18 protein-coding genes and 2 pseudogenes are annotated in these 25,610 nt (G+C 45.1%); 4 read left to right on the top strand and 16 right to left on the bottom strand.

The window, feature by feature from the left end:
* Positions 1-40: 40 nt before the first annotated feature.
* Entirely contained in the window at positions 41-622 is a 582-nt protein-coding gene (locus tag DMB88_RS06415; protein ID WP_128100683.1) for a TetR/AcrR family transcriptional regulator, read from the bottom strand.
* A 374-nt stretch (positions 623-996) separates the two neighbouring features.
* Here DMB88_RS06415 and DMB88_RS06410 point away from each other — a divergent pair, with 374 nt between their 5' ends.
* A complete protein-coding gene (locus DMB88_RS06410) occupies positions 997-2,217 on the top strand; it encodes an MGDG synthase family glycosyltransferase (protein ID WP_128100682.1) in 1,221 nt (406 codons plus the stop codon).
* A 361-nt stretch (positions 2,218-2,578) separates the two neighbouring features.
* Here DMB88_RS06410 and DMB88_RS06405 read toward each other — a convergent pair whose 3' ends face one another.
* Positions 2,579-3,439, bottom strand: coding sequence for a cell wall hydrolase (locus DMB88_RS06405; protein WP_128100681.1), 861 nt, complete (start codon positions 3,437-3,439; stop codon positions 2,579-2,581).
* 125 nt (positions 3,440-3,564) lie between these two features.
* Complete coding sequence (gene thpR / locus DMB88_RS06400) at positions 3,565-4,185, bottom strand: RNA 2',3'-cyclic phosphodiesterase (RefSeq protein ID WP_128100680.1); 621 nt, start codon at positions 4,183-4,185, stop codon at positions 3,565-3,567.
* Between the two features lie 407 nt (positions 4,186-4,592).
* Between thpR and DMB88_RS06395 the strand changes: the two genes are divergently transcribed.
* The gene (locus tag DMB88_RS06395; protein WP_128100679.1) at positions 4,593-5,549 is read left to right on the top strand and encodes a D-2-hydroxyacid dehydrogenase; all 957 of its coding nucleotides are present in this window, start codon (positions 4,593-4,595) and stop codon (positions 5,547-5,549) included.
* 173 nt (positions 5,550-5,722) lie between these two features.
* On the opposite strand, the gene DMB88_RS06390 is transcribed toward DMB88_RS06395, so the two are convergent.
* From DMB88_RS06390 to DMB88_RS06330, 13 genes and pseudogenes are all read right to left on the bottom strand, one after another.
* Positions 5,723-6,709, bottom strand: coding sequence for a TRM11 family SAM-dependent methyltransferase (locus DMB88_RS06390; protein ID WP_128100678.1), 987 nt, complete (start codon positions 6,707-6,709; stop codon positions 5,723-5,725).
* Between the two features lie 66 nt (positions 6,710-6,775).
* Positions 6,776-8,488 (bottom strand): methyl-accepting chemotaxis protein, encoded by a 1,713-nt coding sequence (locus tag DMB88_RS06385; RefSeq protein WP_128100677.1) that lies wholly within the window; start codon positions 8,486-8,488, stop codon positions 6,776-6,778.
* Between the two features lie 330 nt (positions 8,489-8,818).
* Complete coding sequence (locus DMB88_RS06380) at positions 8,819-9,814, bottom strand: MsnO8 family LLM class oxidoreductase (protein ID WP_254438483.1); 996 nt, start codon at positions 9,812-9,814, stop codon at positions 8,819-8,821.
* An 89-nt stretch (positions 9,815-9,903) separates the two neighbouring features.
* Positions 9,904-11,318, bottom strand: a pseudogene (locus DMB88_RS06375) (deoxyguanosinetriphosphate triphosphohydrolase family protein).
* Between the two features lie 298 nt (positions 11,319-11,616).
* Positions 11,617-12,393 (bottom strand): ABC transporter permease, encoded by a 777-nt coding sequence (locus DMB88_RS06370; RefSeq protein WP_128100675.1) that lies wholly within the window; start codon positions 12,391-12,393, stop codon positions 11,617-11,619.
* 12 nt (positions 12,394-12,405) lie between these two features.
* Positions 12,406-13,182: an ABC transporter ATP-binding protein gene (locus DMB88_RS06365; protein WP_128100674.1), complete on the bottom strand. Its 777-nt coding sequence runs from the start codon at positions 13,180-13,182 to the stop codon at positions 12,406-12,408.
* Positions 13,183-13,209: 27 nt separating this feature from the next.
* Positions 13,210-14,235, bottom strand: a complete 1,026-nt coding sequence (locus DMB88_RS06360; protein WP_128100673.1) for an ABC transporter substrate-binding protein — start codon at positions 14,233-14,235, stop codon at positions 13,210-13,212.
* A gap of 33 nt (positions 14,236-14,268) precedes the next feature.
* On the bottom strand, positions 14,269-15,735 hold the full coding sequence (locus DMB88_RS06355; protein WP_128100672.1) for an aryl-sulfate sulfotransferase: 1,467 nt from the start codon (positions 15,733-15,735) through the stop codon (positions 14,269-14,271).
* Between the two features lie 58 nt (positions 15,736-15,793).
* The gene (locus DMB88_RS06350) at positions 15,794-16,219 is read right to left on the bottom strand and encodes a MarR family winged helix-turn-helix transcriptional regulator (RefSeq protein ID WP_368028320.1); all 426 of its coding nucleotides are present in this window, start codon (positions 16,217-16,219) and stop codon (positions 15,794-15,796) included.
* A 589-nt stretch (positions 16,220-16,808) separates the two neighbouring features.
* On the bottom strand, positions 16,809-18,689 hold the full coding sequence (gene htpG, locus DMB88_RS06345) for a molecular chaperone HtpG (protein WP_128100671.1): 1,881 nt from the start codon (positions 18,687-18,689) through the stop codon (positions 16,809-16,811).
* Positions 18,690-19,588: 899 nt separating this feature from the next.
* Entirely contained in the window at positions 19,589-20,488 is a 900-nt protein-coding gene (gene nikC, locus DMB88_RS06340) for a nickel transporter permease (RefSeq protein WP_128100670.1), read from the bottom strand.
* A 273-nt stretch (positions 20,489-20,761) separates the two neighbouring features.
* Positions 20,762-21,765 (bottom strand): annotated as a pseudogene (locus DMB88_RS06335) (ABC transporter permease).
* Positions 21,766-21,927: 162 nt separating this feature from the next.
* Positions 21,928-23,577, bottom strand: a complete 1,650-nt coding sequence (locus DMB88_RS06330; RefSeq protein WP_128104343.1) for an ABC transporter substrate-binding protein — start codon at positions 23,575-23,577, stop codon at positions 21,928-21,930.
* A 776-nt stretch (positions 23,578-24,353) separates the two neighbouring features.
* On the opposite strand from DMB88_RS06330, the gene DMB88_RS06325 reads away from it, so the two are divergent.
* Both DMB88_RS06325 and DMB88_RS06320 read left to right on the top strand, forming a co-directional pair.
* Positions 24,354-24,872, top strand: coding sequence for a YcxB family protein (locus DMB88_RS06325; protein WP_128100669.1), 519 nt, complete (start codon positions 24,354-24,356; stop codon positions 24,870-24,872).
* 257 nt (positions 24,873-25,129) lie between these two features.
* Positions 25,130-25,429 (top strand): hypothetical protein, encoded by a 300-nt coding sequence (locus DMB88_RS06320; RefSeq protein WP_128100668.1) that lies wholly within the window; start codon positions 25,130-25,132, stop codon positions 25,427-25,429.
* The last annotated feature ends 181 nt before the right edge of the window (positions 25,430-25,610 follow it).

The raw sequence follows: 25,610 nt of genomic DNA, 5'->3' as shown, positions 1-25,610 counted from the left end.
AAAACAACCTGTCTTCCGACAAGCCTCACTGCCGTACCATTTAAGTAACAACAGCAATTCCTTCCATTAAGAAAAGGCGAAAGTAGCTTTTGATCTGTTCCTTGCTAAGTGGCTCATGTTGCTTATTCCAATCCGACGTCAGGGCAATGTATAATCGAATCATCATAAATGACACAACCTGCGGATCGCAGTCGCGAATTTCGCCTGATTCCTTAGCTTTCTCTAACTCACGTGTCAGAAAGTCTGAAATGACCTTTTCCACTTTGTCCAGACCTTCTTTGGCCTGAAGTGTACCAAAATCCTTCAACTCTTGAGCAAGTTTCACCAACAGATCGTGATCCCGTCTGAATTCCAACAATGAGTCCAAGACACGAAACAGATTTTCAAAAAATGCACTTTCTTGATGTACTTCACGATGAGCAATGTTCTTCATTTCCTGGATCACGTCCACCAAAATCTGATCAAACAACTGCTCCTTATTCGTAAAAAACGTGTAAATCGTTCCTTTGCCAACATTCGCAATTTTGGCTACCTGATCCATTGTGGTGGCTTTGTATCCAAACATGGCGAACGATTGCGTTGCCGCTTGTATCACCTGCTGTCTCCGGTCAATCGGAGCCATGATATCTCCTCCTTTATCACATGATCGTCCTTTAGGAATTGACCAAAAATACATTTCGGTCATTCGGTCAAAAATTACAATACCACCTTTGAAAAATGATTGCAACCCTAAATATAAAAATTTGTGTTAATATTTTTTAACCGAAATGCAGTGGAAACTACGTGGAGCGTCGTCTATAGTGTATGATGATTCCATCAACGCGAATGAAACGGAAGTTATATGTCTCAGAATTCTCAAACTTGTGTAATTATCTAACGAATAAATAAACATGATTTTCCGCTTCGTTGTATATTCTTGTAGTATCGCAACGTTCCGGCAAAATCCACTCAGAATGATTGAATTTTGAATTTAAATTTATGAATAAAGGTGAACTCATGCGAAAACCAAGAGTGCTCTTATTATCAGAAGGTTTCGGCACCGGTCACACCCAAGCCGCCCATGCGCTGGCAAGCGGAATCAAAAAAGTAAGCCCGCATGTCCACAGTCGAGTGATTGAACTCGGCAAATTTTTGAATCCAACGGTAGCACCGTTAATTTTCTCTGCATACCGCAAGACATTGTCTGTGCAGCCCAAACTTGTCAGTCTGTTATACCGAACACAATATAATAAATCCCTTAACGGTTTTACGAAACTAGCTTTACACCGCATTTTCTATACGCAGACGGCGCAGGTCGTAGCTCAATTGAAGCCAGATGCCGTGATCTGTACACACCCTTTTCCGAATGCTGTTATCTCCAGACTCAAGCGCCAAGGGCTTAATGTTCCTTTATATACCGTCGTTACCGATTACGATGTCCATGCAACATGGATTAATCCAGAGGTTAACAAATATCTCGTCTCTACCCCGCAGGTCAAAGCATTGCTAGAGATTAGAGGGGTGGAGCCATCCCGCATTCAAATTACGGGTATTCCGGTACATCCCGACTTCTGGGAAGCAGGAGACAAAGCCAAGTTAAGACAGGAGTCCGGACTTAAGGATATGCCAACAGCCCTGCTGATGGGTGGAGGCTGGGGTCTTTCTTTTGACGAGGAACATATGAAGGCATTAGCTTCCTGGGCAGATCGCGTGCAGCTCATCTTCTGTCTCGGAAGCAATGAGAAGATGATTGCCAAAATGAAAGAAATGCCTTGCTTCCAGCACCCTAACATTCGGATCCACGGGTATACCCGTGAAGTCAGCAAGCTGATGGATGTATCCGATGTACTGATTACGAAGCCTGGTGGCATGACGTGTACGGAGGCACTCGCAAAGGGATTACCTATGCTGTTTGTTCCTCCGCTTCCCGGGCAAGAGGAAGAAAACTGTGAGTATTTCGTACAAGCCGGATATGGGCAGGTCATTCATTCAGCTGATGTCATCTCGAAGCGATTTAGCGAATTATGTGATCAGAATTCTGCTCAGAGGTCGGCCGAGAAACAGTCTCATAAGACTAGGACAATCAAGCCAAAATCAACTTACGACCCTACATGCTGTGCGCAGGCTGTCCATGATTTATTATTTCCGACGACTACCGAAGTTACAAACGCTCCTAAGGAGCGCTTCACAGCCGGAATAACTGCCACACCGCTGTCAGGTACCAGAATCCCATTCTAAGCCCTCTATACCCCTATAGATTCGTTCTACGAGGGTATTACCGAGGATAAGACAAGTTATTTGATATCATTCAAGCTTATCACGTCCGTTTTCAGTTAGATCACCGATTGCAAAAAGGTTCCCTCCACAAGTTGGAAGGAACCTTTTTTATTACAATAAATTAATCGTATGATTTTCCATATAAAAGGGTAATTTATAGGTATAGAACATTCTAAAACAACGAAATAAACCTGCATATCAGACTAATTTTCGGTCACCTGTGAACCCCACATAGTTAACTAGCCTGCCTGTTTGCAGAATTTTTGGCACGATAAGCACCTTTTTGAATCGACCTTCGGGTCTTCAACACGTTTAGCATGTTTTATTTGTAAAATGTATGATGACCGATGGTTTTCACCTTTTTCTGTGAACGAGCAACTGTCAGATCATCCGCAAGTGTCAATGATAAGAAATAATACGTATCATCGGCTACTTCCTTTTTCCCGTTCAATGCTGCATTCACGGCCTTAATGCTGTCCTCATTCGGAACAACGCGTTTCAAACGTCCGTTAGCCACAGGACTAAACTGAGATTTCTGATATATTACTTTGTAAATGGAGTCGGGAAAATTGGCTGACCGCAGCCGGTTTAAGACAACATTGGCAACTGCCACTTTGCCTTCGTACGGTTCACCTTCCGCCTCTGCCATGACGATTTTTTGCAGCAGAAGCACATCTTTATCAGACACACTGTATGACCAGGTAGCGAGCTTCGAGTCCGCCTGGTTCAGAAGTTTGGTCCGCGTAAAGTAAAGTTTTTTGGGGGGAGTTGTAAGCGCAGCTGCTGCTTTGGCTTTCTCGATCTTCGCCAGTTTCACTGCTGCTTCTTTCTTAGCTTGAGCCGCCGCCGCTGCTCTCGCCTTATTTTTAGCTCTAGCTTCTTGTAGCTCTTGCTCTTCCTGAGCAGAGGCCAGCCAGTTTTTGGCCGGAAGCGTATTAATCCAGTCTGCATTCGAAGCAGACGCATCACTAGACAGACTTGTCCCGTCTTGTAGCATTCGCCTATCTTCGTTTGAAGAAACTGCCCCATTATTTTGCACAGATGCTGTGAGCTCAGTCATCTGCTTGCTATCACTATCCTCATTCCACTTCCCAGTCGCCTGGACTACATTAACCCCCACTATACACACAAGCAGCACAGATAACATCGGTGCTACCCAACGATTCTTGCTTATAATATCCATTCGAAGATTCCTCCTAGTCGCAACAATTCCCTAATCTAAGTAACCCAAAAAAAAGAATTTGAATAACGATGGCTAATATTACATAGGGAACAACGTAATGTCAATGTGATTATATGGGATATAGATCATTTTCCGGAAAAAGAAAACGTCTCCACAATCTCATACATTGGGCTACGTCCAAGCCTGGTCACATAAAGTACAAAATCCTCCACATTCCATGAAAGTGTTCCAGTAGAATGTTCTGGAAGCACCTCAATTATTCCTTTATTTTCATTTCCAGGGACAGCTCCCAGGAACTTTCTAGCGATTGTAATATGAGGCCGATATGCTCTAAGCTCAGCTTCATATCCCAGCTCTGATGTCGCTTCCGCAATTCGCTTCTGTAACAGATTCAATCGATCCATTTCTCCGCTAACACCTTTCCAGAGCACTTTCGGCGCCTGCTCTAGTCCGAATGTACCCCAATCGGTAATCTGCAACGAAAAGGATTGAACCTCTGCACTGACTTCACGAAGCACCTTCCGAAGATGACCCATGTTACTCACCAGTGTATCTCCCAGAAATTGCAAAGTGATATGATAGTCTTTGTGGTGAGTCCACTTGCGAAAATCGAGTTTGCTCTGCGCAAGCCTTGCATCCATTTGCAGCGTTTGCTGAATGGGGTCAGGGAGTCGAATGGCTGTAAACAGCCTTTCTTGTTGCGAATGAAGATTCGCATGTGAATCCATATGGTTACGATAGTTCATCGGTTACACCCCTCTAAAGTTCGTTTTATTATTTCACAGTCGTACCTATTCTTTCAAGTTGGGTAAATAAATATATATATCCAACTAAAGGATATTAAGCTAACGATTTTGATGCCAGAATGCCTTAAAGAGGTTGTTCAAAAAGTCCGCTTTTGATTACGAAGGATGCCTGACGGCATCTTAGCTTCGAATATGGGATTCAGCCGAAATGTCCGTTGCTCACGTAGCTTAATCTACGCTCCGCTACTCCATTTCTATCTTCATCCCATCTTCTCGGTACTGAAAACCGACCTTTTTGAACACGCACTTAAAAGGTAGCCGCCTGCCCTCTTTCCCTTTCTGCACATCAACTTCAAATCTGCTACACTTGATATTACAAATGAATAAAATTTAGGAGGCTACATATCATGGGTAAAATTGTATGTTTTCCAGCATTGTCGGAGGAACAGCAACAACAAATTTTGGATGCTGCGCCTGGTTATACGTTGAAGGTTGGCAAAGCCAATGACATGGACCCGACAGAGCTACAAGAAGCTGAAATCATTCTTGGCTGGTCTCCTCTCATTACAGAACATGTACTCAAAAAGCAAGGCTCCTTGAAATGGGTTCAGGTCTGGTCTGCCGGTGTGGATAACCTGCCATTCTCTGATCTGGAACAACAGCAAATTCAAGTAACCAGTGCAAATGGAGTCCACTCCATTCCAATTACCGAAATTATTTTGGGCATGATGCTAGCTCACAGCCGCTGGTTAAGACAAGCGATGCTGCACCAACAGCAACGTGAGTGGAAAGCACCTGCCCAGCCTCTGCCTGAACTACATGGAAAAACAGCCGTCATTGCTGGCGTAGGAGAGATCGGCAGTGAAACAGCTCGAATCCTCAAAGCGCTAGGTATGAACGTCATTGGCGTGCGCCGCTCAGGTAAGGATGTGCCTAATGTTGATCGTATGTATGACATGTCCGGTTTACAGGAAGCCCTCGGTCAAGGTGACTATGTCATTAACATCCTGCCGCTAACGGATGAGACGAAGCATGTCTATGATGAGGCTGCCTTCGCACAGTTCAAACCAGGCGCTTGCTTCATCAATGTAGGACGAGGCCCAAGTGTGAAAACCGATGCACTTCTAAATGCGCTAGACAGCGGACACCTAGCCTTTGCCGGACTTGATGTATTTGAGGAGGAACCTCTCCCTTCAGAACACCCGCTGTGGGGGAGGGACAACGTATTAATTACACCGCACATTGCCGGAAGCACAGAAGCATATAAGGATCGCGCGCTTGATATTTTTCTAGAAAATTTAGAGGCTTACATTGCAGGCAAATCACTTCCCCGCAATCCAGTAGATTATCATCATCAGTATTAAATTATCCAATCATTTCTATGCACAATTGTACAAATAACAGAAAACCTCCATTCCGGAATACATACTCTTCCAGAAATGGAGGTTTTCATTTACATTTATTTTTACATTATTTAACATTATCTTTAAAAAAATTTAATGTCGACAACTGAATTTGTTTCCAGTTGCAACCGAGCTTAAGTGCACAACCAGATATGACGTATAAACGTACCTTTACTCACCTTGCAGTAGCGTTCCACCTTCCAGCCTGCAGATAATAGATGGTTCTCCACCCATTCTGTAGAGACGACTACTGCTCGTCCAGTCAATCGTCTTAGACTTGTGAGCATCGCTCGTTGCTCATCACCTGGAAGAACAGAACATAGATTATAGGGCATGTCCAAAATGGCTGCATCATACGTGCCTTGCAAATCATTCATGTCACCTAAAGTTATACATGCCGCGTCATATCCGTAAGCTGGAAGGTTAACACGTGCACCTTGCACAGCGAGAGGGTTCAGGTCATTGCCACTGGCTTCAATCCCCATGGACAGTGCCTCGATAACGACCGTTCCCATACCGCAGCATGGATCAAGCAACCGATGATCCTGAATGTCTGGAATTGCAATATTTACAAGTGATCTAGCTAAAGCTACACCGAATCCGGTTGAATAATTTTGCGGTTTGTTGCGGCGATTTTGCCAGGAACGATCGGCTTCTGTCCACCGCCCCAAGATCCATTTTCCACCAGCATGGATTAGGCCGAAAGTCACTTTCGGTTCCTTCATCTGCGCTTTACCCTGAATGCACATCCCGACTTGTCTCTCTAATTTTCGAGCAGATTCATAGTCTGGCGTTTCGTCTCCTTCTTTCAGACAAAAGACTTTAAAAGTCTCCTCCGGCAGCAGCTTAATCTCTGAAGCGAACGGCAGTAGCTCAATGATTGAGTCCGCCTCAGCATACACTTCTAACTTGCCGCGGATAAACGGGCTTCTTCCAGGTGGAATGTTGATTTCCGATCTGACATACGCCCCAGAGATGGAATGAATTTCTGAAGTGTGACGCAGCAGAACTTCCAGTTCAAACATACATAAATCACGTTCATTCTCGTGGGAGGCAAAGGTGTACAGATAACTTCCTTTTGCGGAAAATTCACGATTCGATTCGTCCAAAACAGTAGCCATCCTTCATGTTTCTTCTATTATAAATGCGAGTTCAACAATCCCACTTATTCGTACCCAGAAGAACATTTATATTTTTAATTTCTCAATGGAGGTGAGCAGGTCATCGGACAGTTCCTTCAAATTCTGAATACTACCACTAATCGTTTCCATTGAACTAACTTGCTCTTCCGCCGATGCCGATACCTCCTCGACACTCGCCGCAGATTGTTCCGATACAGCCGAGATCTGTTGGCTGAAGTCATTCATACGCCCGCTAGCTTCCTGCATGCCTTCGAGCCCATCGGTCATCGTTCCAATCACCTGAACCATGCCCTCAACCGACTCATTGATGTTCTTAAACACACTTCCCGTTTGCAGGAATTGCTCCTGACCACGTTCCGTCTCCTGAACGCCAGTTCTCAACTCAGCCACAACGCCTTGGGAGTCCTGCTGGATATCTTGGGTAATCGTTGTAATCTCTTCTACCGAAGTCTGTACAGCCTCCGATAATTTGCGAACCTCAGCTGCAACGACAGCAAACCCTCTGCCACTCTCTCCCGCACGTGCTGCCTCAATAGAAGCATTCAACGCAAGCAGATTCGTCTGACGCGCAATATCATGGATTACTTGTACCAGCTTCGAGATATCTTCATTTTTGCGATCCAACTGCTCCATCTTATCCATAGAGCTGGAGACAGAACCTGCGATTTGCTTCATCTGCTGTACGGATAGTTCCATCGCCTTGCGTCCATTCAAGCCCTGTTCTAACACAAGATCCGACATGATTCGTAGCTGTTTCCCTTGTTCTGTATGCTGCTGAATATGCTCATTCAGTTCCTCAACCGTACGTGCAGACTGCACGGCCGTTTCCGCCTGACTCTCAGCCGCCTTCGCAGACTCTTCCATCGTGAGTGCAATTTGACTACTACCGATCTTAACCTCTTCCGAGGAAATCGCTAGTTCACTGCTCTGACGGTTCACCGCTTCTGCAACTCGTCTTACATTCAGCACCATGGAAGTCAGGTTACCTTTCATATCATTGACTGCCTTAGCCAGAACGCCGACTTCATCCTGATGTTTCGTATGTATGTCTTGAACGTTCAATTGCCCTTCGGCGATCAATTTCACTGCACTAATGACGCGAAGCAAAGGTTTAACAACCTGGGAACGGATAATCGGAATAGTAATTACGGTAATTACGATCATAATCAGTACTCCAATAATGATAATCATACGACCATCTTGCACAGAACGAATAGTTTGAGCCGCGGATAAATCTGATTGATTTTGGTTGTACTCCACCAGGTAATCCAGATCAACCTGCATAGCATCAAACGAATCGGCACCCTTCTCCGATACTTCCTTCGCTAGCTGCTCTTGCCCTTCATCGCTCAGCTTGATGGATTGTGTGTTAATTTTGAGATAAGCTTCCCATTTGGATTTGAAGGCATCCCAATGTTCCTTCTCCTCTGGAGCTTTCGGCTGTTGATCATATATCTTGATAGCCTGAGCCGTTTCACGAATATACTGAGTACGCTCTTCAGCTAGTCCCGTTTTGTCCGCTGCCTGTGCATCGAAATGACGGTAGCTCAGTGACAAAACATGCTCTGTCGTATAATTGATTCGATTAATCTGCTGAATGGAGGGCATCCAGTTACCCGTTATTTCGTTAGTGTTGGCTTCCATCGAATTCATTCGGGTGATGATGGTCACGCTCAGAAGAATTAAACAGAGGATTAACAGATAGAACGCGATGCTGATACGCAGACCAATACTCTTGATCTTGAATCTGCTGAACATACGATTTCCCCCTCGTGCCTGATCGGCTTAATAGTGCGTGTTCATAAATGGATTTTTAGGACTTTTGTCTGCTAATCAACCTTCTTTTGGCATCTTGCAAAATATCCTTTTCTATATTATATCTGTGGCAAAACAGACGTAAAGTATTATAACATTCTTTTGTTATTAAGATACTTTGTTTTGTAAAATCTTGTGATTGCTGCATAGGATTTGCGATAGACTTTCATCTTCATGAAGTATAATCCTAATTCCCCAACCTTTCTACCTATAAAATCATAATAAAAAGCTGCAGTACACCAACATTCGTGAACCGCAGCTAATCCTGACATCTTATAGGTTGAACCTTTTCTGATATTCCGCGAGAAGTTTGTAGGATTCCAATCTCCGTTCATAGTCAGGCCCTGCCGTAACAATGAGCAACTGATCCGCACCCAAGCGTTCGCTCACTCGGTGCATCTGCTCCCACACTTGCTCAGGTGTCCCGGCGATATGCCGTTCTGATGATTCTGCATCTGGATTAGGAGTGCTCTCATCACCGTTACTCTGTGAAGAATTACCTGCTCTACTAGCCCTGCGTCGCTCTTCCATCTGACGACTCCAGCTTCGCGCTTGCTCCTCATCCTCCGCACATAGAACACTCACAGCCACCATCACTTCCGGCTCGGTTCGATGGACACTCGGCACAAAGCCTTCCCGGTATCGCCGCACAGCCTCTGTTCCATCTGCCTCACTCATGAATTGACCAAATACATATCCCATACCAAAACGGGCAGCAAACTCAGCACTCTTCACATTCGTGCCGAGCATCCACAGCGATAACGGATGCTCTGGAACAGGTCGCGCTTGTACCTCATGCTCCTCATAGGTATAGCGATCCTCAAGGAGTGCAGTGAGTGCTTCCAGCTTATCAGGCAGCTTGGATACATGCTGCAGATAGTTACCACTCAGTGCCATCGTAGCATGAGGCCCACCACCAGGCGCCCTTCCCAGGCCCAGCTCTACCCGTCCAGGATAAAGTGATGCAAGCAAGCGGAACGACTCAGCTACCTTGAGTGCGCTATAATGTGGCAGAAGCACTGCACCCGATCCCAGCCGAATTGAGGATGTTCTTGCTCCAACATGAGCAAGGAGCACCTCTGGTGATGCTGAAGCGAGTTCTTCCATATCATGATGCTCCGAAGTCCAGTAACGCAAATATCCCCATTCTTCAGCATGTTGAGCGAGCGTTACCGCTTGTTGCAATGCATGCTCTGCTGAAACTCCGTTTAACCTTGGAACTAAGTCAAGCACGCCCAGATGGGTTGGATGACTTGCGCGAATATCCAAGCGTCTCATCTCCCTATCCTTGTATACTTTTAATCTTATAATGAATGTTCAAAAAGTTCGGTTTTCAGTACCAAGAAAACAACTTATAACTAATCGAGATCGTAGATGGAGCCAACCTTCAAGCCATATAGTTCATTATAGATTTTCTCGGCAAAAGCATCCGTCATACCAGCAATGTAATCAATCACCATATGCTCCCAGGTCCAGATCGGATTCGACTTCGCCTGATCCTTCTCATACCGTTGCAGCCAGTCCGACGGGATAATCGACTTGGATGTCTCTGGATCTAGGAATGCATCCCATAGGCGTTTAATCATCCATTCACTACGCTTTTGCAGGCGCTGCACACGCAGGTCACGAATCATGGTCACCCAAGCGAAGCTTTTCAGCACACTCACCGTGCGCAGCATATCGAGATCTTCCTTGCCTTCCCGAACAAACGTAACCTTCTTCCAGTTCCCGTCGTCAATTACGCCTAAACTGCCTACAAACAGACTAACCCAGTACGCCTTGACCTCACGGCGAGTCCGTGAGTAATCATGCTCGCAGAACGGCATTTTCTCATTCCATACACGCAGAAATGAAGCAAGTACCTCTTCTACCTTTTGTCCAATGGCTTCGCGCGTCCAACCGTTCCAGAACAGATCCTCAAGCGTCGTAATTTTATCGACGATAAGTCGATTGATATGAGGATCTTGCAGGAAGTGCTCATGCACCTCAATTTTGCCTGCTTTGATGCCATCCTCCAGATCATGCGCGGAGTAGGCGATGTCGTCACAGAGATCCATTAACTGCGCTTCAAGCGTCTTCTTGCCTGCCGGGATGTTCCAACGATCACGAATCTCGCGAATATACTGCCACTCATGATGATACATGCCCTTCTTGCTCTCTGTACCTGGATAAGGTACTTATTAATACCCAGCAGCACTGCATCGGACAGATTAAGTCCGTCGATATCCTCCCGTTTCTCCAAATACATGATGAGCCGGAAGTTATGCGCATTGCCTTCAAAATGTTCATATTTACGCTTCAGCTCAGCACGAACTTCCGCTTCTGGTCTAGGTGTCTTCGCACTACGGCTCTTCTTCATGATCTTCTTCACTTCGGTGTTGATGAGATCATCCAGAATACCGTCTAACACCTCTTCCCCTTTATGTCCAAACGGTGGATGACCAAAATCATGCGCAATCGCGGCACATTCCACCACTTCCGAATCGATAATGAGCCCAGGGCTATCAGCCTGATTCCAATCCACCTCGGGAAAACGACGTAGCAGGCTTCTGGCTGCCTCTCGTGCAATCTGTGCTACCTCTAGCGAATGAGTCAAACGTGTGCGATAATAGTCGCCCGTCCCTGCCCCAAACACCTGGGATTTGCCTTGCAACCGACGGAAGGTCGGTGAGTGGATAAGTCTCGAATAATCCCGTTCATAGGCTGCACGAGCCCCATCCAGCTTCGTTAATTCAGGGTATTGTCTATGTTCTCTCAGATCGTTCCATTGCATCTTGATCACTCCTAGCCGACTGTCTCTATTTTGAGTGATTATACACATAATCAGCGGTTTCGAAAAGCAAAACCTATCTGTCATTGTTATATCTTCTCACATCAACTTGTTATGGTCAGTCCTTTATATCTCATTATACCCTGACCAATGATCGTTCGTGCAACCTCTCAACCTATACATGGGCGCATTCTCCTCAAAATAGAGTCTATATAAGAGTCCATATAAATGAAAAAAGCGACCTCGCAAAATGTTACGTTTGCGAATCGCTCATGTGCTCATTCATACCGATCTTCACAGTTTACCTTTTCCACGCTGGTGCATTCGATATACCGTACCTACCTAACACCTTGCGCCCAAATAAGTTGAACAATCTGTCGGTAGTAAATCCCATGAACCCCAGGCAGATTAAGCCGACAAAGATCCAGTCTGTGCGAAAGAATAAACGCGAATTCCAGATCAGGTAACCGACACCTTCATTGGAAGCAATCATTTCCGCTCCGATGATCGCCATGTAGGACGTCCCCATAGCTAGCCTTACTCCGGTAAAAATGTACGGCGTCGTTGCCGGCACAACCACGTGAAGCAATATCTGCCATTCACTCGCCCCCATGCTGCGGGCTGAACGGATTTTATCTTCTTCTACAGCAAGCACACCAGTTAATGTATTAAGAATTACAATAAAAAAGGTCGCATACATAATCAGGGCAATCTTCGATTGTTCTCCGATTCCGAACCAGACCAGAAACAACGTAATGAACGCGATAGGTGGAATGAAGCGGATAAAATTCAGGAATGGCTCTGCAAACACACGGATGATATGTACCTGACCGATCAGCAGACCAATCGGAATAGCAATCAGGCTGCCGAGAACCCATCCAATCAACACGCGCTGAAAGCTGATGCCAATATACTGCACTAACGTACCATCGGCTATTAACTCCTTGGCTCCAAGTAATGTCGCCCATGGCCCTGGAACAACGTCTGATCCGTAGATCAACGCACCAATCTGCCAAATACCGATAACAACCAACCATAATATTGGAACTGTAATCCATTTACGCTCCAACCATGTCATAACGTCCACCTCCTATTTCTCAAAATGGCTGCCAATCCGCTCGTATAGGACTCCCAGTTCCTCTGAGGCGATATTGCGCGGGTAGGGCAAATTCACGTCATAGATGTCCGTAATGTTGGAGGAAGGCCCCACTGACATGATGCCGATCCGCTCACCGAGCAGCAACGCTTCCTGAATGTCATGGGTCACGAAAATAACCGTTTTGTTCGTCTCCCGCCAGATATTGACCAATTCCTTCTGCATCGTCCTGCGCGTCATCGCGTCGAGCGCTCCAAATGGTTCATCCATCAACAGAATCGCCGGGTCGTTAGCAAGCACCCGTGCGAGCTGAACTCGTTGTTTCATGCCGCCTGAAAGTTCCTTGGGGAATTTGGATTCGTGACCATTCAAACCAACCATCGCGATAAACCGATCTGAGATCGCCTTCCGATCCACCTTAGGTACATGTGCCATACGCAGCCCGAACTCCACATTCTGCCTCACAGTTAACCATGGAAACAGCGAAGAATCTGCCTGTTGAAACACCATGGCTCGGTCTTTACCCGGCTTCACGATTTCACTCGCATTAACTTTCAGTTGTCCGCTTGATTTGGAAATAAAACCGGCTACCATGTTGAGCAACGTTGATTTGCCGCAACCACTTGGCCCCAACAGGACAAAGAATTCGCCTCCCCTGATAACCAGATTCACGTCTTTGATAATGTAATGAACATCGCCAGCTGTACCATCGTTATAGCTTTTACGAAGCTGTTCGATCTCAATTGCCGATATCGTCGCAGATGTTGACATGTAAGCCCCTCCTCTGTACTGATGTATCTACTTCCCAAAAGTGACCTGATCCGGCAGCACCTTGCTTAACGGCTCCAACTTCAATTTACTTGCAAGCTCGAAATCCTGCTGAATGATTCCATTATCGACCATATACTGCTTTTGCTTGTCAAGGCTGTCATAGGCCACTTGAGTGAAACCAACAACCCAAGGATTAATCGGGATATCCTTCAAAGTCGCTTCTTTTGGCTGTTTCGTTAACTTGTATTGCAAGTCAGCCACTTCTTCTGGGTTAGCCTGCACATACTCTGAAGCTTGATTGAGTGCCTTCAGGAACCCGCCAATTATTTCAGGATTCTCCGAAATGAATGCATCACTCGCAACAAGTCCCATACCTAGTCGCACTGAGGTTTTTGACATGTCCGATAGCTGATGCACGTTGTCCAGCGCATCGAATTTGTCGGTCAACGCCGATCCTACAACCCAGGCAGCATCCAGATCACCTTGTTTGAGTGCAATGTATGTCTCGTCAAAAGAACCCTGCCCCACCTGCGTTACATCCTGCAATGCCACACCGTTCTCCTTCAGGTACTCATCCCATAGGTATGGAATGAAGGTACCTCTCAAAAAGCTCACCTTTTTCCCTTTTAGATCGGCAGCGGATTGAATGTCGTTACTCACATACAACTTCCATGACTCCGCCGCATAATCCGTTGCTTGCCCAGCCGAAGCGATGACGGAATAGTCACCTTTGGAGAGAGCGTTTAAGACCGGAAAATCCGCACCATAAGCAATATCGATCTGATTGATGAACAAGGCGTTCACCCCTTCAGCAGGCGTTCCGAAAATCATACTTTCAGCGTCAATGCCCTGCTCCGCAAAAAATCCTTTCTCGATCGCAATACGAAACGTCGGATTACTTGCCGTATCGGCAATCCTGATTTTTATTTTCTTCCCTTCAGCACTAGCATTTCCGGTCTGTGCCCCGCTCTCCCCTCCCGATGCACAACCGGAAAGTATAAGCATAGTCGTAACTAAAAGCATAATGGATGAATGGATCAATGATCTTTTCACGGAAATCACCCCTGCGTATAATTAATGTTTATCCTAGTCATTCGTATGGTTGTCTTTATCAGATTTCAGATCATGTGAGGTCGTCACGCAAGCGGCTTCTTCGACGAATGGTAGTGTCGCTATAACACTGACGACGGATTCAGCCCCTTTTGGTGCAGCTCCCGGGACACGATAATTCTCGACATCAATCTGCTCAATCGCTGTTTCTTCTGGTCTGTCCAACTGCGGAACCCAGCTATAAGGAACACGGTAAGAACGATACACCATGTTGGTGTTCCGACCATTCCAATACGGCGAGATATATTCCCAAACTAGTTCATGCTCACGCGTTACCTCGAACAGACGTCCATTCGAACCTTCCGTGATAAGTGTATTACCGTTCGCAAGTCGTTGAGCAGAGCTGATATATGGACTATAAAATTTATATGAATCCGTTGGCACCGAGAAGCCTGCTTCTGCCGGGGTATACTGCCAGATGATCTCCAACGTGACTGGATCAATCTCCAGTACCCGGGAATGATCACGCACCGCTGATTTCAATCCAATCGGAGAAGCCGGGTTCGGCAGACCATATCCAGCCCAACCCCCGTTGTCGAACACAAGCAGGTTACCTTCACCAGGAAGACCTTTCGGGATAATGTGGGCATGGTGCTGACCGATGATCCATCCGATATGCTTCACCTCTGGTCGGGAGTAATCTGGCCCGAGCTGCCAGACGATATTACCTGTGCGTTTGTCGGTAATGGCAATAATATTAGCTTCGCGTGCATCCCAGATAATGTTATCCGGATGGAAACGTTCGTCCCCGGCATCATAGAAGCGGTTTGGCCCAACATACGAAGCGGAGTTGATATGCAGCCAGTCTCCCACGCCCCCTCCCAGATGACCGAAGGATCGAGAGTTGGGATCACGGAATAACACATTGCGTGCCGCTTCGTCGAAGCCCAGTTCCTCGAAATGCTCGTTTGCCGCCCATTCCCATATGATATTGCCCTGCCAATCCACTTCGAGGATCGTATCATCTAGCAACGGCTTATCCGATATGTTCGGATTATTCACGTTTTTGTGAGACAGAATCAGTGTGGTACCACTACCGATCTTCGGTACCAAACCTGGGGCATAATAACCCACCGGATTACCTTCCCGCTGATAGTCATGATGCTGCCTTGCATACCAGAGCGGCTCATAACCAGGGTCTTCAATGTGTTCATATCCGTCGTATCTCCAGACGATGTTACCGTCCCAATCCACCTGTACCAGATCCAGGTTATCCTGAATACCAAACTTCGGATCTCTGCGTCCAGTGCTTCCAAGCACGTAGCCACCCGGGAATAATTTGGCCGGAAAACCGATCAATCCTTTCCACAGACGGACTTCTCTACCGTTCATGTCGATCAAAACAACCCCTTCATCCCCTGCCTGAAAGATTGTATACCCACTCCATGCTTTGTCTGGTTGAAATACCGTTGCCCCTGTCGGGTAAATAGTTGAGTGTCCCATTGTAATTCGCTCCTTCATAGTGGTTTATAGAACTAGGTCGTGTCTGAAAACTCCCTAATTAATAACTCAAATAATTTTTCTCACTGTTTCGCGCTGGCTTCTGTTCCTGATCCACAGGTGATGGAGCATCCGCATTCTGTTCTGCCAGCCCCAGCAACGTTTCGGAGAATCCCTCCAGATTGGCAAATATCCGTTCATAGAAACGGCTCTGTTGTTCCAGCTCCTCTACCGTGAACCCTTGAAACAGAAGCGTAATACATCGATCACCGATGTTGTTGTTGCGAGCCACCATCTCCCGCCCTTTGGCGGTAATATCCAACAATACCGTGCGGCGATCATCCTCCTTACGGCGGCGAACTGTATACCCGGCGCTTTCCAGCTTGTCGCTCAGTGCAGTGATTGCACCTGAGGTAAAATCCATCTGTTCTGCCAGATCGCCAAGTCGCTGCTCACCATCACGAATGATCTTTTGTAGAATGAGCATGGCAGGTAACGTTACCCCTCTACGCTAACGCGATCCCGTTCTTTCACAAATCTGCGTACCATTTTGCGGTATAAGTCATCTACAATCGTTAGTTGCTCCCATGTCTCTTTATCCATTAGGCAGCCTTCCCTTCTGTGAACTCGGCCTCTTTCCTCGTGTGGAGGCAATAAAAAAAGGCTCCGGCACACCTTCCCCATGGGGATGATGTACTGGAGCCTTTGGTGATCCAATGAGCTCAGAAATTATTTCACTGTTCATTTAATTAGTAGTGAAGTATTATTGAAACCAATATAACCCCTTATCCCTACCTGTCAAGTATGTTTTCGAAAAGGAATAGGCAATTTTCCACTTTGCATCAAAATCGGGTATGAGACTGCTTGATTAATGGAGTCGCCAACTACTCATGTTAATATGGCGATAGCTCACTTTCTATCCACACACCCATCGTCTAGATTAACTAATCCGTGGGGTTCTTTGGACATATCGTTTGGTTGGCAAGCTTATTCTATGACGTATACCGGTCGGCACACTAAAAAAAGACAGGACATTGATGTCCTGCCTCTCGTTTTAAACATGTTAAATTGTGGTGTTACACCATCACTTTGCAGATATCATTTGTAAATTCAACTGGATCTTGAATTGGCAAACCTTCAATCAGCAGGGCTTGGTGGTATAACAGACTTGTGTACAAGCTCAGTTTTTCTTTATCTTGTGCAAATGCATCTTTCAACGATTTGAAGACATCGTGGTTCACGTTGATCTCCAGCACTTTATCTGCTTGTACATTTTCACTGTTAGGCATAGCTTTCAAGATTTTCTCCATCTCAATGGTAAGCTCGCCCTCAGTGGATAGACATACCGGGTGGCTTCTCAGACGTTTCGAAGCTTTAACCGCTTTTACTTTGCCTGCGAGCTGTGCTTGCATCGCTTCAAACAACTCTTTGTTATCGTTGTCCTGTGCTTCTGTTTCTTCTTTGTCCGCACTGTCTTCGATGCCAAGGTCACCGCTGGAGATGGATTTGAATTCTTTTTCTTTGTAGTTCGTGATCATCTTGATCGCAAATTCGTCGATATCGTCCGTGAAGTAGAGCACTTCGTAGCCTTTGTCGAGTACACCCTCAATCTGTGGCAGCTTCTCGATCCGTTCGATTGATTCACCAGATGCATAGTAGATATACTTCTGGTCTTCCGGCATTCTGGAGACATACTCATCCAAGCTAACCAGCTTCTTCTCTTTCGAAGAAGAGAACAGCAGCAGATCCTGCAAAGTATCTTTGTTCACACCATAGTCGCTATATACGCCATATTTCAACTGACGTCCAAATGCTTGGTAGAACCTCTCGTAGTTTTCACGCTCGTCCTTGAGCAAGCTTTGCAGTTGGCTCTTAATTTTGTTTTTGATATTTTTTGCAATCAGGCTGAGCTGACGGTCATGTTGTAGCATCTCACGAGAGATGTTCAGAGACAGATCCTCGGAATCCACCATACCTTTAACAAAACCGAAGTAATCCGGCAGCAGGTCGCCGCACTTGTCCATGATCAATACACCGTTGGAGTAAAGCTCAAGGCCTTTTTCATACTCTTTCGTATAATAATCAAACGGCGTGTTCTCTGGAATAAACAAGATTGCATTGTATACCACTGCGCCATCCGCGCTAATGTGCAGGTGCTTCAGCGGTTTGTCAAAACCGTAGCGCTTCTCCATATAGAAGTTCGTGTAATCTTCTTCGGTCAGCTCGCTTTTATTTTTACGCCAGATCGGCACCATGCTGTTGACGGTTTGTTCTTCTTGGTATTCCTCGAATTCGTTCTCTGTACCTTCCTTCGGACGTTGTCCCGTCACATCCATCTTGATTGGGTAACGAATGAAGTCAGAGTATTTCTTGATGATGGATCTCAGGCGGTACTCTTCCAGGAACTCGTCATATGAATCTTCTTCGGTATTTTGCTTGATCGTCAGGACGATCTCGGTTCCTACAGAATCCTTCTCTGCTGGTGTAATCGTATATCCATCCGCACCTTCGGATTCCCATCTCCATGCTTCATCACTACCCAGTGTTTTACTTGTCACGGTCAGCTTGTCTGCCACCATAAATGCGGAGTAGAAACCAACCCCGAATTGTCCGATGATATTATGTCCATCTTTAGCTTCATTTTCCTTCTTGAACGCGAGGGAACCACTCTTAGCGATAACACCGAGGTTATTCTCCAGCTCTTCCTGAGTCATACCAATACCGGTATCGGTCAGGGTCAGCGTGCGATTATCTTTGTCGATGGTCAGCTTAATGTAGTAGTCCTCTTTGTTGAACACGAGTGAGTCATCTGTGAGGGCTTTGTAATATATTTTGTCAATCGCGTCACTGGAGTTGGAGATCAGTTCTCTCAAAAAGATTTCTCTTTGCGTGTAAATAGAGTTGATCATCATATCTAGCAAACGCTTGGATTCTGCTTGGAATTCTTTCTTAGCCATGAATGGGTGTCTCCTCTCAAATTGGCTATCGAATGATTGAGTTAAATATTAATAGTAAAATTAGAATCTCCACATAGAGCATCACATGGACGAAAATCTTCTGTCGCTAATCCCTGAACTAATCTAATGCATATTCAAGACTCATTAAGATCACTATCGTCGAAGGCTCTCCTCCAGTGACCGTTCCGGTTACGGATCGTTCTTTCGATCGCTGTTGTCTCCAAATTTTTGTGAATTATATTAAATAGGTGAAAATAAGGAGACAAAGGCGAACGCTACCGCTTCTTCAGAATCGATTCCGCACCCTCCACTTCTGAGGCTACTAGCCAAGAACCTAATGAAATTATGAGTCTTTTCTAGATTAGAACATTCAGGAAGACACGCTGCGACGTACCGAATATTTTCTATTCAGCCACACTCGTGTTCTCTTCGAATTCAACAATTTAATATTCAAAACAAAATCATTCCATATGTAGTCGTGTATTGAACAGCATCCTGTATTAGCACTCAGGCCGTTAGAGTGCTAAACCCTACCTTTTATATAACATATGGGAAAATTGGGTGTCAACATGATGGCGGATATTTTAACAAAATGATTGATTATCGCTTGAAATTGAGCGTATCCCCAACAATTTTAGCCTATTTCATTAGACAACACAAAAGCCGGCTCAAACCAAGGTTCGAACCGACTTTTAGGAATGTAATAGGAATAAATAGATCATAAAGTGGAGTGAACTAATCATTGAAATGTCGCGCCTAAAAGCGGATCTGAGCTAGAAAGTGCATTGATTGTTTGATGGTTAATCTAATTTGGATTTATAGAATTATTGAACTCAATCAATTATTGAATCCATAAACTTACTGACCTTATTAATCATGTGCGCTCATCGCATATTAGTCTACTTTTTCGCCATTTTTGGATCAAGCGTGTCTCGTAACCCATCTCCGAGCAGATTAAAGCCAAGCACGGTAAGCATAATGGAAAGCCCCGGGAAAATAAGCGTCCAAGGAGCTTTTTGGATGAACTGGCGGGAATCCGACAGCATTTTGCCCCACTCTGGATCAGGTGGCTGTGCACCCATTCCTAAGAATCCGAGCGCAGCCGCTTCAATAATCGCCGTACCAATGCCAAGCGTGCCCTGTACAATCAGAGGCGTAAGACTATTCGGCAAGATATGCCGAAACAGGATTCGCGCATTGCCTGCCCCAAGCGTACGTGCCGACGTCACAAACTCCTCCTGCCTCAAGCTAAGTACCCTCGACCGCACAAGTCTCCCATAGGTTGGGATGTTGACAATGGCAATGGCGAGCAAGGCATTTTGCAGAGACGGCCCCAGTATAGCGACAATCGCAATCGCGAGGAGAATGCCTGGAAAGGCAAGCAAGATATCAAACAGACGTGAGATAAACATATCCACCCATTTGCCATAAAATCCGGCAACCAGCCCTAACAATGCGCCAGCAATAATCGAACCGATGACGGAGAAAAAGCCGACCCATAACGAAATTCTTGCCCCATGCAACACTCGGGAGAACACATCCCGTCCGAGATCATCCGTGCCAAACCAATGATCTGCCGATGGAGCTTGCAGTCGATCTGTAAGAACCTGCTCTTTGTAGTCATAAGGTGAAATATAAGGTGCAATGAAGGCGATCAGGATGAAAAATACAATGATGACCAGCCCGGCAAGCGCTAGCCGATTTTTACGAAATGTTCTCCAAGCCTCCCGCCATGGGCCTGAAGTCGATTTGGTTGCAACATCCACGGAAGCGCCCGTATTCGTCGATAATTTGGCCATGCGGCATCCCCTTCTTGGATATGAATGAAATATAAAATATACGAGTTCAACGTAAAATATTTACTACATGTCACTCCGCTGACAGAGCAACCTTCCGATCGCTGTTATCCCCTGATTCCCTTTATCCTTTTTTTCTAAAGGAAGGAATCCGGTTATAAAGGCGAGCGCTCCACTTCTCCAGGTTTTCCCTGTCCTCTCCGTTCGCAAGTAGAAATTTAGATAACTCGTATATTTTATATCTAAGAATCATCCATCAAACCAAATGATGGATTCCTATTTGTAACTGATTCTTGGATCAAAAACGGCGTAAAGTAAGTCCACAATCAGGTTGATCACCACGAAGAAAAAAGCAACGATCAGGATGCCGCTCTGAATCACCGGATAATCTCTTGAACTAATTGCTTCATATATATAGCGTCCCACGCCCGGCCATGCAAAGATGGTTTCGGTCAGCACCGCTCCCCGAGCAGTGATCCGGTCTGAATGCCGATCACGGTAAGCACGGGAATGAATGCATTTTTCAGCGCATGTCCATACACGACAAAAAATGGACCCAGTCCCTTGGCTTTTGCAGTACGGATATAATCCGAACTCATCACCTCAAGCATACTGGAACGGGTCATGCGTGCAATGACTGCCATTGGAATCGTACCCAGCGCAATACTTGGCAGCAACAAGTGCTTCGTCACCGTCCATAGCTGATCCCAGCGTCCAGCAATCATCGTATCCAGTACGTACAGACCGGTTACCGCTTCAATCGGATCACGCGGATTCATCCTGCCGATGGATGGTAGCCACTGAAGTTTGTTAGCGAACAGCCATTGCTCCATCAAGCCAAGCCAGAAGATTGGCATCGAAACTCCAACCAGCGCAATGACCATGCAGCAGTAATCAAACCAGGAGTTATGCTTCCACGCACTGACGATCCCTGCATTGACACCAACGATAATGGCGAACAGCATACTTGCCATCGTTAATTCAAACGTTGCAGTTAGATACGGCCCTATTTCCTGGGCAATCGGAACCTTGGTGCGGATCGAAGTTCCTAGGTCGCCTTTGACCAGATCACCGAGATATGCAAAGTATTGCTGAAACCAAGGCTTATCCAAGCCAAGTTGGTCTCGGAGAGCCTGTTTGGATTGCTCTGTTGCCTTCTGTCCCAGAATGGTTTCCGCCGGGTCACCCGGAATGGCATGGATGATGGAAAAAACGATTAACGTCATGCCTAACAGAACAGGCAGCAGTACCAATATTCGTTTGACGATGTAACTATTCAATCCTCATTCACCCGCCTTTTGAACAACCGAATAGGTAAAATAAAAAACGCTAGCGGACACGTATGCTGCAAGATGATTACGTCCAGATGATGGTTCTGCTAAGCATTGCGTGTGCGCCAGCGCTCTAAAATTTAGACATAGATCACAGCTTACAACCTCTACCTATTCCTCGAAATAGGCACCTGCATAGGATTCGCTACCCAGCGGCGAAGGAACAAAGCCTTTCAACTTCGCACTACCTGCGAGAATTGGCGTGGTATGCACAAGCGGAATCCATGGTGCGTCTTCCTTAATAATGACTTGAGCCTGCTCATACAATTCTGCCCGTTTATCCTGATCCGTTTCCTTCTGTGCGTCCGTCAGCAACACATGCAGCTCCTCGTTGACATAGAAGCTACGGTTGTTACCTGGGATTGCATCTTTATCCAGCAACGTGTACAAGAAGTTATCTGGGTCACCATTATCACCCGTCCAACCGAGCATATAGATATCGTCCTTCTCCCCGGCTTTGGCATCATCTAGATACGTCGCCCACTCGGGAGATTCAATGTTAGTCTTTACTCCAATTTTCTCAAAATCGGCTTGGATCGCTTCAGCAACTTTTCTACCATCAGGCATGTACGGACGAGATACTGGCATCGCATAGAAGGTCACCGGATCTGGCAATCCGTCAGGGAAGCCGGCTTCGGCAAGCAATGCTTTTGCTTTCTCCAAGTCATACGGGTAATCCTCAATACTATCGTTGTATCCCCATAATGTTGGTGGCATCGGGTTGACCGCAGGCTGAGCTTGTCCAGCAAAGAACGCATCAATAATGCCTTGTTTGTTCACCGCATGGTTCAGCGCCTGTCTCACTTTTACATCATCAAAGGGTTTCTTCTTAAAGTTAAAACCGATATACGCCACGTTGAATGGTGGACGTTCAATCTTCTGCAGGTCAGCATTCGACTCCAGAATCGACAGATCATCCGGATTCAGATCCTCCATCACATCGATCTCGCCGTTCTGCAAAGCGTTGAAACGAGCTGTATTATCTGGAATGGAGCGAACAATAACTTTGTTCAGCTTCGGCAATCCTTCTTTCCAGTAGGTTGGATTTTTCTCCAGTGTAATGGAGTCATTCCGCTTCCACTCTTTGAATACAAAAGGACCGGTGCCTACAGGATCGGTTTTGAAGTTTTCCTTCTTCTCCTGAATGGCGGTTGGGCTAGCAATGCCGAATGGCGTCATCGCGATATTTTGCAGGAAAGGCGCTTGTGGTTGGTTCAATGTGAACTCCACCGTAGTCTCGTCAATCGCCTTCACTTCCTTAATCACGCGTCCATCCTCTGGGCCAAACATGGAATCGTAATAATCGAAGGAATCACCTTCAAATTTATACTCACTCGCAGGATCACTCCAACGATTGAAGTTGAATACAACAGCCTCGGCGTTAAAGTCAGTTCCGTCATGGAATTTCACACCAGACTTCAGCTTGAACTCGTACTTAAGTCCATCCGCCGAAATCTCCCAGCTCTCCGCAAGTCCAGGGATAACCTCTGTTCCACCTTCCTTATAATCAAGCAATGAATCAAATACCTGATGTCCAATCTTGAGGGATTCACCATCAGTTACAATGGCCGGATCTAGAGCAACGGAGTCTCCACCTCGTCCCATAATCATCGTATCCTGCGCTGCTATTTCCTCCGTTGGTGGATCGTTACCTTCTGCTGGAGCAGGCGTGTTCGTCCCCTCCTGGCTAGAGCAACCTGATAAAACCAAAACCGTACTCATTGCCATAACCATCAAACCGGACAACCATTTTTTTCTCATTCGCATACGTACAACACCCTTCCCTGTCTCAAAATGTGTGTGATGCTGGCGTGCCAAAACAATGATTCCGATGGATGGATAGTGGATACACGATCAGTCATTTTGCTTTCAAGATTGTTACGCACAACATGCAAAATGCTGATTCAAGAAATCGTTGATGCGTGTATCACATACTATCTGTATCTATTAAGGGCTTAACATGCCCATGATACCTTTAATAAAATTAAGAAAATCACGTTGGGAATAGAAGACAAATTGAGAGAGAAAGAGAGAAATCAAACAATTAAACAAAGGTCAATTGAAAAGAGTAAAAGCTTGGTCACTTGTTTTGGGTATGCACATATACTCATTATCATAGGAATCTTTCAGATAGAAACTGACATGGGAGTGGTATTCAAGGGTGTTGGAATATACAACAGGGAGACATTACAATAACTTTGGGTGTTATAGTCTTGTCATGATTGGAGGATTATGTTCATAAACTGTGGCAAAAAACCATTTTGTGTAACTTACTTTACATCACATTAATCATTTAGACAAGAGATTTACATACAACATGCTTCAACTTTATCATATATGTCATTTTAAGTTACATAAAGCACAAAAATAGAACATAGATCGACAAAAAATGTCTTGGTATCTCCTTCTGTCTATTTATCATTTCGTTTGAATTGCTAGACAGATGCGAGTTATGTAATCACTAGATAAAAGCTTTATTTTTCCATTTTTACTGAAATACGTTACAATTTAGAAGATATGAATGGAGGCGATTCATTGTGAAGCTGCAGTTCAACCTATCCTTTGACGATCTAATCGACCTACAGAAAAATGTGATCTCAAAATCCAAGCATCATCGTAAGGTAAAATATATTTTACTCTCTGCGTTTCCTATTTCTTTGTTATTTTTAAATCTCATTTTTCAGCGACCCGTTTCACTTGTGATTATTGGAACCATTCTACTATGGATCATCGTTTTCCCTAGCCTATACAAAAAATTAACACTCTTCTCCATAGTTCGGATGATGAAAAAACAGAATTTAAATGGCGTCCTTGGCCCTAATACGATGTTGTTAGATGAGCAAGGCATCACGCGAACGACGAAGAACAATCAAAATTTCTTGGCATGGAATCAGTTTGTCGTTGTACGGGAAGATGAGAAGCACTACTATCTACACGTTTCTGATTTACAAGCGATGATTCTATCCAAAAGGGCATTAGAAGATGATCGCACCAAAGAAGCATTTCAGCGGTACTATGATTCGTATTTTGTGCCTTTGTTGGAGAAACAGAATTAAGGGTTGGTTGCGCTTGTGAATTAGATGATAGAACAGTCTTGAAGGTTGATGTGACTTAGTTTTTTTAGGTTTCATTACCTTCAAGTTATTGTGAATTTAGAAAATAAAGTTGATCACCTCACTTCAGTTTGCACCCATTTTCCCTACTCTCGTATAACTCTGAATATATGTAGCAAAATCAGGTATCGTATGTTAGACTACCCAGGACATGATGACCATTATTTAATCATAGCAATCATTCTTAGGAGGGAAAAACATTGAAAAAGCTATTAACTGCCGTACTTAGCTTAACCGTCTTACTTTCAGCGACTTCAGCTGTTATCATTCAGCCAAGCGTTGAAGCTGCCACCAAAAAGAAAGAAAGTACATATCAAGAAAAAATGGCTTACTACAACAAACAAATTAAAAAAATCAAAGGGCTGATAGCAACACTGCAAGCCAAAAGAAAACATCTCGAAACATCCTCAGCGGCATACCGGGCTAGTCTTACGAAAGAAGATGAGTACCTCGGTCAACTGATCTACTACTACACACTGATCAGTAAGCTAAACCAATAGGATAATTGATTCGAAGAGTTAATTTCAAAGTAAAATGTGGTCTTAAGGTTTCGATTAGAAAGATATGAGTAGATGTAACATAGAGTTCAGCTATGCTCAGTAAGAGCACGGTGTAAGTATTAAACATAAAAGCACCCGGAACGGGTGCTTTTATTATGTATTTTTTGGACTTCCAAACATT

It is taken from the genome of Paenibacillus sp. DCT19, assembly GCF_003268635.1.
GTDB lineage: Bacteria > Bacillota > Bacilli > Paenibacillales > Paenibacillaceae > Paenibacillus.
This window is presented reverse-complemented; position numbering and strand designations above follow the sequence as displayed.

What these genes read in the sequence shown, in the direction of transcription:
- DMB88_RS06390 (WP_128100678.1), bottom strand. Translation starts at nt 6,709, where the DNA reads ATGGCTACTGTTTTGGACGAATCGAATCGTGAATTTTCCGCAAAAGGA.
- DMB88_RS06405 (WP_128100681.1), bottom strand. Translation starts at nt 3,439, where the DNA reads ATGGATATTATAAGCAAGAATCGTTGGGTAGCACCGATGTTATCTGTG.
- DMB88_RS06395 (WP_128100679.1), top strand. Translation starts at nt 4,593, where the DNA reads ATGGGTAAAATTGTATGTTTTCCAGCATTGTCGGAGGAACAGCAACAA.
- DMB88_RS06410 (WP_128100682.1), top strand. Translation starts at nt 997, where the DNA reads ATGCGAAAACCAAGAGTGCTCTTATTATCAGAAGGTTTCGGCACCGGT.
- nikC (WP_128100670.1), bottom strand. Translation starts at nt 20,488, where the DNA reads ATGGCCAAATTATCGACGAATACGGGCGCTTCCGTGGATGTTGCAACC.
- DMB88_RS06385 (WP_128100677.1), bottom strand. Translation starts at nt 8,488, where the DNA reads ATGTTCAGCAGATTCAAGATCAAGAGTATTGGTCTGCGTATCAGCATC.
- DMB88_RS06370 (WP_128100675.1), bottom strand. Translation starts at nt 12,393, where the DNA reads ATGACATGGTTGGAGCGTAAATGGATTACAGTTCCAATATTATGGTTG.
- DMB88_RS06350 (WP_368028320.1), bottom strand. Translation starts at nt 16,219, where the DNA reads ATGCTCATTCTACAAAAGATCATTCGTGATGGTGAGCAGCGACTTGGC.
- thpR (WP_128100680.1), bottom strand. Translation starts at nt 4,185, where the DNA reads ATGAACTATCGTAACCATATGGATTCACATGCGAATCTTCATTCGCAA.
- DMB88_RS06330 (WP_128104343.1), bottom strand. Translation starts at nt 23,577, where the DNA reads ATGAGAAAAAAATGGTTGTCCGGTTTGATGGTTATGGCAATGAGTACG.
- DMB88_RS06415 (WP_128100683.1), bottom strand. Translation starts at nt 622, where the DNA reads ATGGCTCCGATTGACCGGAGACAGCAGGTGATACAAGCGGCAACGCAA.
- DMB88_RS06355 (WP_128100672.1), bottom strand. Translation starts at nt 15,735, where the DNA reads ATGGGACACTCAACTATTTACCCGACAGGGGCAACGGTATTTCAACCA.
- DMB88_RS06365 (WP_128100674.1), bottom strand. Translation starts at nt 13,182, where the DNA reads ATGTCAACATCTGCGACGATATCGGCAATTGAGATCGAACAGCTTCGT.
- htpG (WP_128100671.1), bottom strand. Translation starts at nt 18,689, where the DNA reads ATGGCTAAGAAAGAATTCCAAGCAGAATCCAAGCGTTTGCTAGATATG.